Genomic DNA, 12,897 nt, shown 5'->3' on the forward strand with positions numbered 1-12,897 from the left:
TATGGGCCAGTGCGCGTTAGGATTCCCGCTCCTGCAGCTCCCGCTGGTACTTCGCGGTCATGTGGTCGATAGCGGCGAATTGCGCCTTGTTGAACCCTTCGCGCACCGCGGCTGCCCTGTCTGCGGCTTCCAGTGTCGGCTTGGCCTGACCCTGGAAGTGCGGGATCACCTCCTCGGCGAACAATTCGGCCGAGCGTCTCGTGGCCTGCGGTGCGGCCCAATCATGGCCCATCAGCAGGAGCGACCCAAATCCGCTGGTCTGCTTCAACAGTCGCTCAACGTGTCCCCTGGCCTGATCCGGGGTACCGATCACTCCGACGCCGGAGTCATTGATGAAGGCGATCATTTGGTCGACATTGCCGGTTTCGACCGCCATCTGGGGGAACGCCACGATGTTGGCGAAATAACGTGACCACTCGACGATGCCGTAGGCGACTTCCTTGCGGGCCTGCTCTTCGGTTTCGGCGATATGGAACGGGCTCAGCAGGCTCCACTGGTTGCGGTCCACCGTGGTGCCGTAGGCTGCCGCCCGCTCCTCCATGATGTTCCAGTGATGCGCGAGCGCATCGAAACCTTCCGCAGTAAGCGTGGCGCCAATAGACAACAGCCCAAGGCCGTAGCGTCCGGCTAACCGGGCGCCAGTGGGTGAGGCGACCGCGGCGACCGAGATCGGGATCCCGCCGGGGTTGTATGGCCGCAACTGTAGGCGGGCATCAACCAGTGTGTGCGTGGCCGTCGTGGCCGTCACCGCATCGCCGTCGAGTAGCCGGACCAAGATGTCGAGGTTTTCTTCGAGTAGCTCCCGCGTTTGGGTGGGGTTCAGCCCGATCATCGCTGAATCGGTGGGCAATGACCCGGGCCCGACCCCGAATAGTAAACGACCACGCGTGAGGTGATCGAGCAGAACGATCCGGTCGGCCACCCACAGTGGGTTGTGATACGACACGGAGACCACTCCAGTGCCAAACGTAATCCGCGGAGCGCGACTGGCGGCAGCCGCTATGAAGATTTCCGGGGACCCGATGATTTCGGTGCCCGCCGAATGATGCTCGCCAAACCAGACCTCGTCGTAGCCCAGCCGATCAATATGCTCGACAAAGTCAAGATCACGGTGGAGCGCCAGCGTAGGATTAGTGCCGGCTCGGTGGTAGGGCGCGATGAAGTATCCAAATCGCAGATGGCTCATCCGGCCTTCCTTTCATCTGGCGAGCGAAACGCTTGGTTAGCGTTCCCAACTATTCAGTTGGGAACGCTTGGCAGCGACACTAACAGCGTGATGTATTGGGGTCAACCAGCGAATGCCGGACACCGGCCTGATGACGCTCGAGGCCAGCGACACGTGCAACCCTAGGTTTTGGTCGCACTGTCGAGCTGAATGGCTGCCTCCGGCACCGTCCAGGATGCAGTGTCCATGATTTGGTCGAGATGTAAAGCGACCGCCTCCGGGGTGGGATCCGCGATGTCGCAGCCGGTTGTCTCGACGATGAGGTTGCGCGCGAAATGCCCCTGCCGTGCCACGAATATCTCGCCGCTGACGGTGCAGGATTCATGGCACAGGTATGCCACCATCGGGGCCACCAAGTCTGGTGACATCGTCGCCTTCATCTCCGGCGGCAGGATGTTTTCGGTCATTGCGGTCGCAGCACCCGGTGAGATGAGGTTGACCAGTATTCCGGATCGAGCACCCTCGATCGCCAGCGTCCGGCCGAGCCCGATGAACGCTGCCTTGGCCGACGCGTAGTTGGCCTGGCCGAAATTGCCGTACAGACCGGCTACCGACGTGGTGAGCACGACGCGCCCATACCGCTGATCTCGCATCGGGGCCCAGGCTGCGCGGGTGGCCGCCAGGGTCCCGTCCAGGTGGACGGCCAGCACTGTATCGAATTCGTCGGCGGTCATCTTCGCAAACGATCTGTCTCTCGTGACCCCGGCATTGTTGACCAAAATGTCCAGCCGGCCCCACGTCTTCAGCGCGGTCTCGACCATGGCGATACCGGCACCGGCCTTGTCGACACCCATGTTGTGCGGCACCGCAGTTCCCCCGGAATCGACGATCTCTGCGCAGGTGCGTTCGGCGGGTGTTTGCCCGCCGTCGGAAACCGCGATGTCGTTCACCACCACTCGCGCGCCACGGGCCGCCAGCAGCCGCGCATAGGCTCGGCCCAAACCGCTGCCGCCTCCGGTGACGATTGCCACCCGGTCGTCAAAAGCCAGCCGATCTGCGCCCATGCCGATCCTCCTCGTCCAGTGATGCCAGTTTAGCCAACTACTAAGTTGGGATAACATACCGGGGTGACTGACGCGCTGATCGTCGATGTAGTTCGTACCCCGCGTGGGAAAGGCAAGGCCGGTGGGGCGCTGGCGGACCTGCACCCCCAGGAACTATTGGCCGGAGTTTTCGCCGAGCTACAACAGCGGGTGGCCCTCGACCCGGCGGTGATCGAGGATGTCATCACCGGATGCGCAGTCGGCGAAGGCGACCACGGCGACTGCATCGGCCGCCTGGCGGTCCTCGGCGCGGGCTGGCCGGTCACCGTTCCCGGCGTTACGTTGAATCGGTTCTGCGGTTCTGGCCAGCAAGCGCTTAATTTCGCGGCCATGATGATTCGCGCGAAGCAAGCCGACGTGTGCGTAGCCGCCGGTGTGGAAATGATGTCACGCTACCAGCCAGGTGGTCGGCCTACCCTCGACGGTGGCAATCGCCGCCTTCGCGATGCCTATCCACTGGTGCCCCAAGGTATTTCGGCAGATCTCATCGCGACCGTAGAGGGCTTCAGCCGCCTCGATGTCGATACCTATGCCGCAGAGTCACAACGCAGGGCATCGATCGCGACCACGGAGAATCGTTTTATCAAGTCGATGATGGCGGTCACCGACCCGGGCGGGGCAGTGATGCTCGAGCATGAAGAGCTACCCCGCCCGACTAGCCTGGAGCAGCTCGCACAGCTCAAACCGGCCTTCGCCGCTTTGGGCTCGGCGGTTCTCGATGGTTACCCGGTCAGCTTCGATGACAACTGCCGCGCAACCTATCCCGGCGTTACCGCGCTCGAGCACGTGCACCACGCCGGGAATTCGTCCGGTATCGCCGATGGCGCCGCTGCTGTGCTGCTGGCCAGTCCACGAGCGGTCGCCGCCCATGGCTGGCCAGCGCGGGCTCGAGTGAGCGCCACCGCTGCGGTGGGAAGCGAACCGGTCATCATGCTGACGGCGCCGGGTCCGGTAACCCAGCGGTGTTTGAACAGGGCGGGCATGCAAGCCGGCGACATCGACCTTTTCGAGGTCAATGAGGCGTTCGCCGCGGTGGTGTTGAAGTTCATGCGCGACGTTGGCGTAGACCACGACCGGATCAACGTCAACGGTGGCGCGATTGCGCTCGGTCATCCCATCGGGGCAACCGGTCCGATGCTGGTGGCCACATTGCTCGACGAACTGGAACGGCGGGATCTGAGCGTCGGTCTGGTGAGCATGTGCACCGGAGGCGGGATGGGCACCGCGACGATCATCGAGCGGACCTGATCACCTCGGCTCGCGTGCCCCGATCACCACAGGCTGCCCTCGCCCCGGCAGACCAGCGCGGCGGTGATGTCACGTAACCGGTTGGCGCGCAGGCCTGAACGCAACTGCATTGCCTTGGCTCGCCGGTAATGGTGATGAAGTATGTGCTCGGTGGTGGTGCCCACACCGCCGTGAAGTTGGGCAGCGGTCAGAACCACGTCGACATAGCTGCGTCCTGCGACGAACGAGGCCACCGCTGCGATCGCCGACTCGTGAGCATCCGGCGTTGCCCGGGTCAGCGCCTCGTCACAAACCAGTTGGGCGGCATCCACGGCGATCACCATGCGCGCCAGGTGATGACGTACCGCTTGAAACGCCCCGATGGGCTGGCCGAACTGGTTGCGCTGCCTGGCATAGTCGGCTGTCCGGGCCAGGACATCCTCGCTGCCGCCGACCATCACGCTCGCCCGCAGCAGATCGGCCCGGGCCAGCGCGTATGCGGCGTGCCGATCGGGAAGATCGTCGGCTAACACCTGCTCGCGACACACAACCAACCCGTCGGCGTCGAAGCGGGTCGCACGCTCATTGTCTGTGCTGCGAACCGACTCGGCGCGATCGGTGATCTGATTGCGGTCGAGTTCTGCGCACAGCCAGCCGCTTCGGTCGCTGCGGGGAAGCACGGCGATCGCCACTTCAGATTCAATCAGCCACTGGACGACTGCGGGTTCCCCGCCTAACAGATAGCTGTCGCCGTCGGCTGCGGCGCGGATGGTCTTATCCGGTGGTGCAATAAGGGATGTCGTCGCCCCCTCGGCGATGCGACGCAGAACGCCGTCGAAACGCCGGTCACCATTGAGGGTGTCCAGCACCGCAGCAGCACGCAACGTTTGCAGCAGTGGCGAAGCAAACGCCGCTCGCCCAGCCTCTTTGGCGATGATTGCGGTGAGTGCCAGATCGCCGTCGCCGCCCCCCACCCGTCCGGGCAGACCGATCGCGGTCCAGCCGAGCTCACACATCTGCTTCCAGCGGGCCGTCTCGAATCCTTGAGCCGAGTCCTCTTGCTCGTTGAGGTAGTTGTTGTCGACGAAGCCGCCGAAATAGCTACGTGCGGTGGTGGCTAGCAGCGCGTGATCTTGGTCGATGGTTGCGGTCATCGGGGCATTCCCAGGCCGCGGGTCGCGATGATGTCCAGCTGGATCTCGTTGGTTCCGCCGCCGAACCGCCAAACCGGTGAGGACCGCAGCCCGCGCTCGAGATGCCCGTGGGCAGGTGCATACTCGCAGCCGAACGCAACTGTGCCGGTCTCGCCGATCAGGTCCAGGCCGGTGTTGCAAATGCGCTGTCGCAGCTCCCCCCACCACACCTTGTTGACCGATGCCTCGGCGTAGGGCACCTCGCCCTCGGCGAGGATGCGTGCTCCGCGCAAAGCGAACAGCCGGCAGACTTCCACGTCCACGGCCAGCTCACCAACCGCCACCTGCAAGGCGTGCGCTTCGGCGGTGTCGCCATCCAATAATCCGGCCTGTCGTGCCCAGTCGGTCAATTGCCTTAATTCCCAACGTGGTTCGTTGTGGTAGAACATCCGCTCGAAGTTGAGAGCAGCGGTGATGACGCCCCACCCGTCGTTTTCCGCACCGACCCGCTGGCTCTGCGGGATCCGAACGTTGTCGAGGAAGACCGCATTGGTTCGTTCGCCCGCCTGGGTGATGATGGGGGTGATCGAGATGCCGGGCGCGTCCATCGGAGTGATCAGCAGACTAAGGCCGTGATGGCGATCCTCCTGCCCGCCGGTACGTACCGCCAGCCACAGGTGAGTGGCCACCGATGCTCCGGTGGTCCAGATCTTCTGACCGTTGACCACATAGTCCGAACCGTCGCGCACGGCCCGGGTGCGAAGTGCCGCAAGGTCGCTGCCAGCGTCGGGTTCACTGTATCCAATGGCGAATTCGAGTTCGCCGGCGATGATGCGTGGCAGGTACTCGGCTTTCTGAGGGTCGTTACCCATCCGCATTAGTACTGGCCCAATGCTGTTGAGTGTGAGCAACCCGTTGGGGAGTCTGCGGTTGTAGAGCTCCTCGGCGAACAGCCAATGTTCAATGGCACTGCGGCCTTGCCCGCCGTATTCGCGGGGCCAGGAGACACCCAGCCACCCATCGGCGCCGAGCCGTCGCAGGAACCGGCGCCCATGCTCTCGGGGCTGCATCGGGTCTTCGATGTTCTCCGCCCGCGTCTTCTCGACCAGCTCAGGGTCGAGTCCGTCCAAATATGCGCGCAGCTCGGTGAGGAAGTCGAGCTGTTCTCTGGTCAATACCGTCATGATCGCATCCCCTAGCCCCGCGCCGATGCGCGTCGCTCGTCGCGAGGCACCGTCAGCTGCAGCGATTCGAAATCCCAGCAGCCTGGTGGTAATCCTTCGTCCCGCAGTTGCTGTTTCATTACCCGTCCCAGCGCGTTGACCGGCAGACAATCCCGCACGTGTACGTAACGGGGCATCGCGAAGTAAGCGACGCGGTCACGCAAGAACTCATAGATTGCCGCCGGATTCAGTGCGCCGGTGTGGGTTTCGACGATGCACGCCTTGATGTCGTCCTCGCCCAGCGGCGATGGGACGGCGCACACTGCCACGTCGGCCACACCGGGCATTTCGCGCAGGGTATTTTCCAAATACAATGACGACACGTTCTCCCCGCGGCGTCGGATTATGTCTCTGATGCGGTCAACCACGGTGATAAAGCCGCTGTCGTCTTGTCTGCCGGCATCGCCGGTGCGGTGCCAGGCCTGCCCGCCCGAATTGGTCGGCTCTGCAGGCTGATTCCAGTACCCGCTGAACATGGCGTGGGGGACACGTGGTCGCACTGTGATTTCCCCTATCTGGCCGGTGGGCACCTTAGCTCCGTGCTCGTCAATGATCTCGACGTCGATGAGCGGGGCCGGTTTTCCGGAAGTGGTTCGATCACGTTGACCGTGGACGTCGCTGGCGGTGATGGGTACGCATTCGGTTTGGCCGTATCCTTCTGAGATCACCGGAGTGGCAAAACGCCGTTCGAACTGGAGTTGTCGCGGTGCTGGTAGTGGCACCCAGACCGCCAGGCGGAACGGGTGTCGGTCGTCGTCCGGATTGTCCGGCCGGTCCAGGATGGCGTGGGCCGATGCGCCGACGCCCATCAACGTGGTGGCCGCCAACGCGGCGGCGTCGCGCATGAAGGTCGACGCGTGGAATTCGGGTGCGACCGCGATCGAGGCGTCGTTGACCAATGCCGACATGAACGCAACCAGCTGCCCACTGGCGTGAAACAGCGGAAACGAAGTGTAGATCCGGTCGCCGGGTATCACCCAGCCGCGCACGCCGTAGGAGTACCCGACCGCCGCGTAGTAGCCGGTGCTGAGCATGCAGCCTTTCGGGGCTGCGGTGGTGCCCGCGGTATAGCTGATGGATAGCAGGTCTCCCGGCTGGGCTGCGACCGGCTGAATCGGAGCGGCCTGCAGCAGATCCTCAAACATCACACCGTCGGAGCGGGTCCCGGCGTCCAACAGGACCACCTGCTCCACGGCGGTGGTGGGCAACACTGGTGCAGCAATCGCTAGCCCGCAGCTATCCGTAATGAGTACACGCGCGCCGCAATGCTGGAGCTGGTAGTGAACCAAATCGCCCTTGAGCCAATAGTTCAGCGGCACCTGCACCGAGCCCAACTTGGCCATCGCAAACAATGTGTCGATCATCTCGACCCGATTGGGAGCCAAGACCGCCACCCGGTCGCCCGGATGCACACCGAGGGCGGCCAGCCCTCCGGCGAGGCGGCTGGAGCGAGCGTCGAGTTCGGCAAGTGTCATCCAGCCGTCGCTAAGCGCGCCGCAGTGCAAGAACGCCTCGTCGGGCACACGGTTCAGGCGGTCGCTAAGAGCCTGGGTGACGGTTAGAGCTCGCACACGCTCCTCCTGCAGCAGTGGTCTGCATCAGGCTATTTCCAGCCCCCAGAGGTAGTCAACTATCTAGTTGGGTTCCACTTCACCGCGCGGGCGAATCGTTCATGCCGGCCGGATATCCGTCGATCATTTGATCCAGCGCTTCGACCATGCCCAGGCCGCGCCGGCCGTCGCTGCAGACGAAATCGTAGGGCGCGTACCCGATGCGCGTAAGTTGCTCGCGGCCGTCCGGGCCGGTTCGCCGGTGCCGCAACGGTACGAATTGCTCTGGCTGCCGGGCGGTGCCGCACAACTCCACGTGGTCGCCCTCGAGCTCCAAGCCACACTGGATTTCCCGGCAAAAGCCATCCGCCGTCCAGCTGACTGACACCTCCTGCAAGGCGGCCGCGACGGCATGGTCAGCACTGCACACTGCGGCGCGCGCGGTCTGCTGGCCGTCGCGGCGCTGGACCTTCAAAGCCATGAGCGCCGATCCGTCCTGCATCACCGCGGTCACCCACCGGTAGTAGAGCGGTCCGGCCCAATCGCGCGGGCCCCACGAATGGTCACGCAATCCCCCACCATCGACGCCAAAGGTCCTGCCACCGACGGTGATTTCCCCGATCACCCGGGTGAATTGTTCGAAGTGGCCCAGCGCAAGCGTGTCCTCGAGGGCATCGGAGCGGCTCTCGCCGGTGGTCCCGAACGACGTGCCTGCGCCGGTGACCGACAGTGTGATCGTTGTGTGTTCGGTCGGTGCGCTGCGCAACGCCGCCCCCGGATTACTCAGTGCGCGCCCGTCGCTCAGCACCGAGGCCGAACCCTCAAAGAGCAGACGTTGCCTGCGCATCGGCTGCTCGATCTCAATGCTGATGGGCCCCACCGCCAGGGCGTCATCTGCCACGGCTCCGGGGCGAGCGTATGCGAAAACGACCTCGCCTCCGGGCAGAAATAGCAGTGCGGTGGCCTGTGCCGTCGCCTGGTTGGGCTGGATCGCGATGCGCAGCCATCCGACGACACCGGACGGCGCGCTGGCGAAGTTGTAGTAGGTACTCTCGTTGAAGCTCGGGTCCGTATCAGCGGGATGGCGAAACTCATGGACCGGATCGATGGTTTCGGCGAACATGCGTGGTGGCCTTCCGCTTTCCAGGACCTATCGTGCGTTCATCGCTTGATGCGCTATCTCGATCCAGGCTGTACAGGCATCGACGAACCGAGCGGTATCCGCACTGTCATCCATTGCCCCTGAGGCGTAGCGAGCCCGGGCCCGAAATGCTGTGCACGCCAACCGCCAGGCCGAGAACACCCGATAAAAGGCGAAATCGTCCACGTCGCTTCCGGTCTTTTTCGCATACAGCTCCAGGGCCTCATCGACGCCGATTGCCCCCGGCGCGGTCGTCGGCATGCGGACACCCAGCATCGCACGGGGCGGCGGCGCCCAGAACGCAGCCAGCAGACCCAGGTCGGCCAATGGATCGCCGAGCGTGGTCAGCTCCCAATCGAGCAGAGCACGTATCCCACCGTTGTCGTCGACGATGGCGTTTCCCAGGCGGTAATCCCCGTGAACGATCCGGGGCGCCGCCTCGGAAGGGATGCCGGCTTCCAACCACTCAGCAATATCAGTGAGATCGGCTGCCAGAGAGGCGACTTCGGGCGCAGCAGCAGCGTCGAGGACCGATTGCCAACGGCGCAGCTGCCGTTCCAGGTAGTTGGCGCGCGGAGCGAAGTCGGCCAGTCCCACCTCGTCTGGGTCGACAGCATGCAGCTCGACCAGCGCTGTGACGATATTGACCGATGCGTCGCGGATCGCCTCAGGCGACAAGCACCGGGCCGCGCTGTCAGCGTCGCCGAGCACATGACCGGGAACGAAATCGGTGACGTGACAGGGCACGCCGAGCGGGTCTTCGGCAGTACCAACGATCCGTACCGTCGGGACCGGCACCGCGCTGTTGTGAAGCGCGTTCATCATTCGCGCTTCGCGGTCGGTGTCGTGCGCGCGACCGGAGCTATTGCCTGCCGGCGGGAATCGCAGCACCCAGCATTGACCTGCGGTATCGGTGAGCCGGTAGGTCAGCATGCTGTAGCCGCCCGCGATCCGCTCGCAGCTCCACGGGGGCCGGGACTCCGGAAGTGCCTTGCTGAGCCACGTTCCGAGCTCGGACCCGAGCATCTGCTGCAACTTCATTGGTCGCCTGCCGCGGGCTTGATCCGGCGGGTCGCATCCACGCGCTCACCTTAAACCAAATCCTCGGTTGGTTAAAGGCCTCCCCGGGCGTTCAAACTTGGGAAGTGACGCCACTCGCGTTTAGCTGTATGCACGTATAACCACCCGATGGTTTGGCTTCCGCCGGCGCCTGCCGGAATGCGGCGGCAGCGGCGCTGAGCTGGGCTGATGGCGCTGTCAGCACCCGCCGGCGGCGACGTCATATCTGATTGCCGAGCATGAGTAGGCTACAATTTCGACGTAATGCGACTTGTGAACCGGGTGAGCCATGCCTAGGCCGTCACGACGCGCCGAAGTCCGCGAGACTGCGGCGCGGATCTTCCGTGAGCACGGATATTTGTCGGCGACAATGGACCAGATCGCAGATGAAGTCGGTCTCAACAAGGGAACGCTCTACCACTACTATCCTTCAAAGAGCGCGCTGCTCAATGAGCTGCTCTCCGAACAGATCGAGGCCACCCTTAATTTGCTGGCGCAGGTTCCGCTGACCGGCAGCGGTGCTGATCGGATGCGGTCATTCGTCCGCGCCCAAATCGCACACGTCGCGACCAAGCATGACGAACTGGTCGTCTTTTTTCAGGAGATGCACTGGATCGACGATCATCTTCCCCGTGAGCAGGCGCAGTCGATCCGCCAGGGAATCTACCGCTATGAGGAGTTTGTGAAATCCCTTCTGGCAGAAGGGGCTCGCACCCGCGAGTTCAGGCAGCTCGACCCTACGGTAATCCTCTACTCCATTATCGGCATCCTCGCATACATCCCAATGTGGTATCGCACACCGGCGGGCGGCACCGACGAGCACATCATTGATCAGATCACCGATTTCGTGATGAGCGGCATCCTCGCCCCCGGTGTCACAGCTGGGGACGTCCGTTTAGAGCAAAGCAGCAATGCGATCCCGGCCCGGCGCTCGCGCGCGAGGGTTGAGGGCGACGGACCGTCACCCACTCAGCCCGACGGCAGCCAGCTGATTCCCGGACCCAAGGAGCGCGGTCGCCGCAAAGCTGCGAATGCGGCTGGTGTGAAGCCTAAAAGGGCCGTCCGGGATCGCGCGTCGTGATACCTGGCATGCTGTAACGCTAGAGCGGCAGGACACCCCGACACGGGTGTTGGTGTCCGCGCCCGCATCTTGCTTATCTGGGGCATCCGCCGCGCATTTCGGTTATCCCTTAATGGGATCGGAATTGACACCGGCCAGCAGTAGGTGGCCCGCGTCCACCGGGATCGTCACGCCTGTGACGTTTGCGGCCAGGTCACTGTTGAGGTACAGCGCAGTGTCTGCGATGGTCTGCGGGTCAAGGAAGGTGCGGCCACGCAACGCGCCATAGCGGTAGCCGCCTTCGATCATGTCCTCCTCGGTGGCGCCCTCGTGACCGGCGAGCATGTCCCATGCCATCTGGTGGTCGGTCATCGGGGTTCTGATCGCGCCGGGGCTGATCGCATTGCACCGCACACCGAATGGCGCAAGTTCCAGTGCGATGTTCTTCATCAGGCCGATCACGCCGTGCTTGGCGGACACATAGTGCCCGAACCGGACGCCGGGTTCGAGCCCGTTAGCCGATGAAATGATCACGATCGAGCCACTCGTGCGTTCGATCATGTGCGGCGCGACGGCTTTCGCCGCTTTCCACACGCCGGTCAGGTTGATTCCGATCATCTCCTCCCACTGCTGTTCGGTCAGCTCCCAGAAGTAGCCCAGCGTCCAAATCCCTGCATTGGCAATGAGAATGTCGATCTTGCCGAACTCTGCGATGCCGCGGCAGACCGCCTTGTCAAGCGCGGCTTGGTCGCGCACGTCCGCCTCGATGGCGATGCCGCGTCTGCCCGATGCTTCCACGTGGCGGATCGTTTCGGCGTGATCGTCCGCCGTCGCCAGTTCGTAGGGCACATCGGCGACGGGCTTTGTGACGTCGACGATGACGACGTCGGCGTCCTCCCGCGCGCAGGTGATGGCATGAGCCCGGCCCTGGCCGCGCGAGCCGCCGGTGATCAGCGCAACCTTCCCTTCCAGCAAACCCACTTTGGGACGTCCTTTCGTCGTCGAGCTCGACTGGGTCACCAACTCTGCGTGCAGCGCCGGTGCTCCGGCCCTGGCGCTACGAGAACACGGTCGGCGTCAGAAGACGAGTACGCCGCGGATGTTCTTGCCGGCGTGCATGTCTTCGTAGCCTCGCGCGATATCGTCCAATCCGTATCGGGTCGTCACGAGCTCGTCCAGTTTGAGATGCCCGGCGTTGTAAAGGTCGAGCAACATCGGGATGTCGGCATTCGGACTCGACTGACCGTACAACGAGCCGACGACTTTCTTTTGCGACAGCGTGAGTTCGGTGAGCGGTATCGGTGCGCCAACGTCGCTGGCCCTGCTTAGACCCACCACTACGACGACTCCGTCCTTGCGGACCGAAGAGAACGCCTGCGAAATGTGCTCACCTTCGACCAGACCTACGGTGATGATTGTTGCTGCAGCACCCTGTCCATTGGTGTAGCTTTGCGCGAGCGTGGTCGCCTGCTGCATATCACTGACCGCGTGTGTGGCACCCAGTGCTTCGGCGGTGTCCCGCTTGAACGCAACCGGGTCCACCGCGATGATGTTGGTGGCTCCGGCGTGTGCCGCACCCTGCACCGCGTTCGCCCCGATGCCGCCGATGCCCATCACGATCACTGTGTCGCCCGGCCGGACTCTGGCGGTATTGACAGAGGCTCCCCATCCGGTGCCGACCCCGCACCCGAGCAAACACGCCGTCTCCAGCGGCGTGTGGGCGGGGACCTTGACCGCCGATTCGATCGCCACGGTCGTGTACTCGGAGAAAGTCGAGATGCCACACATCTGCGCTACGGGTGTGCCGTCGTCGAGGTGCAGGCGATAAGAACCATCGGTCCAGCGAGCCCCCGAAAGCAGTGCAGCCCCCAGGTCGCAAAGGTTTTGGCGACCGGTCGCACACCACGTGCATCGGCCGCACGCGGGTATGAAGCAGAAGACGACCTTGTCCCCCGGAGCAAATCCAATCGTGTTGGGCCCCACCGAGTCGACGATTCCCGCACCTTCATGCCCACCGGCGAAGGGGTAGGTCTGCACGGGCAGATCACCGCTGGCGATGTGCTCGTCGGAGTGGCAGAGCCCAGCGGCAACCATCTTCACCCTGAGCTCTCCGGCTCTGGGATCGTCGAGCTCCATATCGACGACCTCGTATTTTGCGGGAGGCTGGCGAATGATCGCGCCGCGTGTCCTCACATCCGCTCCTCAGTTACATATCACTCGAAAATGCCAGGCCGGC

11 protein-coding genes are annotated in these 12,897 nt (G+C 63.6%); 2 read left to right on the top strand and 9 right to left on the bottom strand.

All coding sequences use genetic code 11. The features are described from left to right. Nucleotides 1-16: 16 nt before the first annotated feature. Together G6N47_RS28800 and G6N47_RS28805 are read right to left on the bottom strand one after the other, a co-directional pair. Nucleotides 17-1,186, bottom strand: a complete 1,170-nt coding sequence (locus G6N47_RS28800) for an LLM class flavin-dependent oxidoreductase (protein WP_083130670.1) — start codon at nucleotides 1,184-1,186, stop codon at nucleotides 17-19. Between the two features lie 161 nt (nucleotides 1,187-1,347). Further along, a complete protein-coding gene (locus G6N47_RS28805; protein WP_083130671.1) occupies nucleotides 1,348-2,229 on the bottom strand; it encodes an SDR family NAD(P)-dependent oxidoreductase in 882 nt (293 codons plus the stop codon). 78 nt (nucleotides 2,230-2,307) lie between these two features. Here G6N47_RS28805 and G6N47_RS28810 point away from each other — a divergent pair, with 78 nt between their 5' ends. Further along, nucleotides 2,308-3,516 (top strand): acetyl-CoA C-acyltransferase, encoded by a 1,209-nt coding sequence (locus G6N47_RS28810; RefSeq protein WP_232080481.1) that lies wholly within the window; start codon nucleotides 2,308-2,310, stop codon nucleotides 3,514-3,516. Between the two features lie 23 nt (nucleotides 3,517-3,539). Here the strand turns inward: G6N47_RS28810 and G6N47_RS28815 are convergent, their stop codons facing one another. The 5 genes from G6N47_RS28815 to G6N47_RS28835 form a co-directional block, all read right to left on the bottom strand. Next, complete coding sequence (locus G6N47_RS28815) at nucleotides 3,540-4,649, bottom strand: acyl-CoA dehydrogenase family protein (protein WP_083130673.1); 1,110 nt, start codon at nucleotides 4,647-4,649, stop codon at nucleotides 3,540-3,542. Continuing rightward, nucleotides 4,646-5,812, bottom strand: coding sequence for an acyl-CoA dehydrogenase family protein (locus G6N47_RS28820; protein WP_083130674.1), 1,167 nt, complete (start codon nucleotides 5,810-5,812; stop codon nucleotides 4,646-4,648). The genes G6N47_RS28815 and G6N47_RS28820 overlap by 4 nt, the downstream gene beginning before the upstream one ends. A gap of 11 nt (nucleotides 5,813-5,823) precedes the next feature. Further along, nucleotides 5,824-7,422, bottom strand: a complete 1,599-nt coding sequence (locus tag G6N47_RS28825) for an AMP-binding protein (protein ID WP_083130675.1) — start codon at nucleotides 7,420-7,422, stop codon at nucleotides 5,824-5,826. A 79-nt stretch (nucleotides 7,423-7,501) separates the two neighbouring features. Next, complete coding sequence (locus tag G6N47_RS28830; protein WP_083130676.1) at nucleotides 7,502-8,524, bottom strand: DUF7065 domain-containing protein; 1,023 nt, start codon at nucleotides 8,522-8,524, stop codon at nucleotides 7,502-7,504. Nucleotides 8,525-8,551: 27 nt separating this feature from the next. After that, a complete protein-coding gene (locus G6N47_RS28835; protein ID WP_083130677.1) occupies nucleotides 8,552-9,583 on the bottom strand; it encodes a phosphotransferase family protein in 1,032 nt (343 codons plus the stop codon). 307 nt (nucleotides 9,584-9,890) lie between these two features. Here G6N47_RS28835 and G6N47_RS28840 point away from each other — a divergent pair, with 307 nt between their 5' ends. After that, complete coding sequence (locus G6N47_RS28840; protein WP_083130678.1) at nucleotides 9,891-10,682, top strand: TetR/AcrR family transcriptional regulator; 792 nt, start codon at nucleotides 9,891-9,893, stop codon at nucleotides 10,680-10,682. Between the two features lie 102 nt (nucleotides 10,683-10,784). On the opposite strand, the gene G6N47_RS28845 is transcribed toward G6N47_RS28840, so the two are convergent. Both G6N47_RS28845 and G6N47_RS28850 read right to left on the bottom strand, forming a co-directional pair. Next, nucleotides 10,785-11,642: a mycofactocin-coupled SDR family oxidoreductase gene (locus G6N47_RS28845; protein WP_083130679.1), complete on the bottom strand. Its 858-nt coding sequence runs from the start codon at nucleotides 11,640-11,642 to the stop codon at nucleotides 10,785-10,787. Between the two features lie 96 nt (nucleotides 11,643-11,738). Then, on the bottom strand, nucleotides 11,739-12,854 hold the full coding sequence (locus G6N47_RS28850; RefSeq protein ID WP_083130680.1) for an NDMA-dependent alcohol dehydrogenase: 1,116 nt from the start codon (nucleotides 12,852-12,854) through the stop codon (nucleotides 11,739-11,741). Between the last annotated feature and the right edge of the window lie 43 nt (nucleotides 12,855-12,897).

Origin of the sequence: Mycobacterium branderi, assembly GCF_010728725.1 — a bacterium.
GTDB lineage: Bacteria > Actinomycetota > Actinomycetes > Mycobacteriales > Mycobacteriaceae > Mycobacterium > Mycobacterium branderi.

Coding starts and splice junctions, on each gene's coding strand:
- G6N47_RS28800 (WP_083130670.1), bottom strand. CDS start 1,186: ATGAGCCATCTGCGATTTGGATACTTCATCGCGCCCTACCACCGAGCC.
- G6N47_RS28805 (WP_083130671.1), bottom strand. CDS start 2,229: ATGGGCGCAGATCGGCTGGCTTTTGACGACCGGGTGGCAATCGTCACC.
- G6N47_RS28815 (WP_083130673.1), bottom strand. CDS start 4,649: ATGACCGCAACCATCGACCAAGATCACGCGCTGCTAGCCACCACCGCA.
- G6N47_RS28820 (WP_083130674.1), bottom strand. CDS start 5,812: ATGACGGTATTGACCAGAGAACAGCTCGACTTCCTCACCGAGCTGCGC.
- G6N47_RS28830 (WP_083130676.1), bottom strand. CDS start 8,524: ATGTTCGCCGAAACCATCGATCCGGTCCATGAGTTTCGCCATCCCGCT.
- G6N47_RS28835 (WP_083130677.1), bottom strand. CDS start 9,583: ATGAAGTTGCAGCAGATGCTCGGGTCCGAGCTCGGAACGTGGCTCAGC.
- G6N47_RS28840 (WP_083130678.1), top strand. CDS start 9,891: ATGCCTAGGCCGTCACGACGCGCCGAAGTCCGCGAGACTGCGGCGCGG.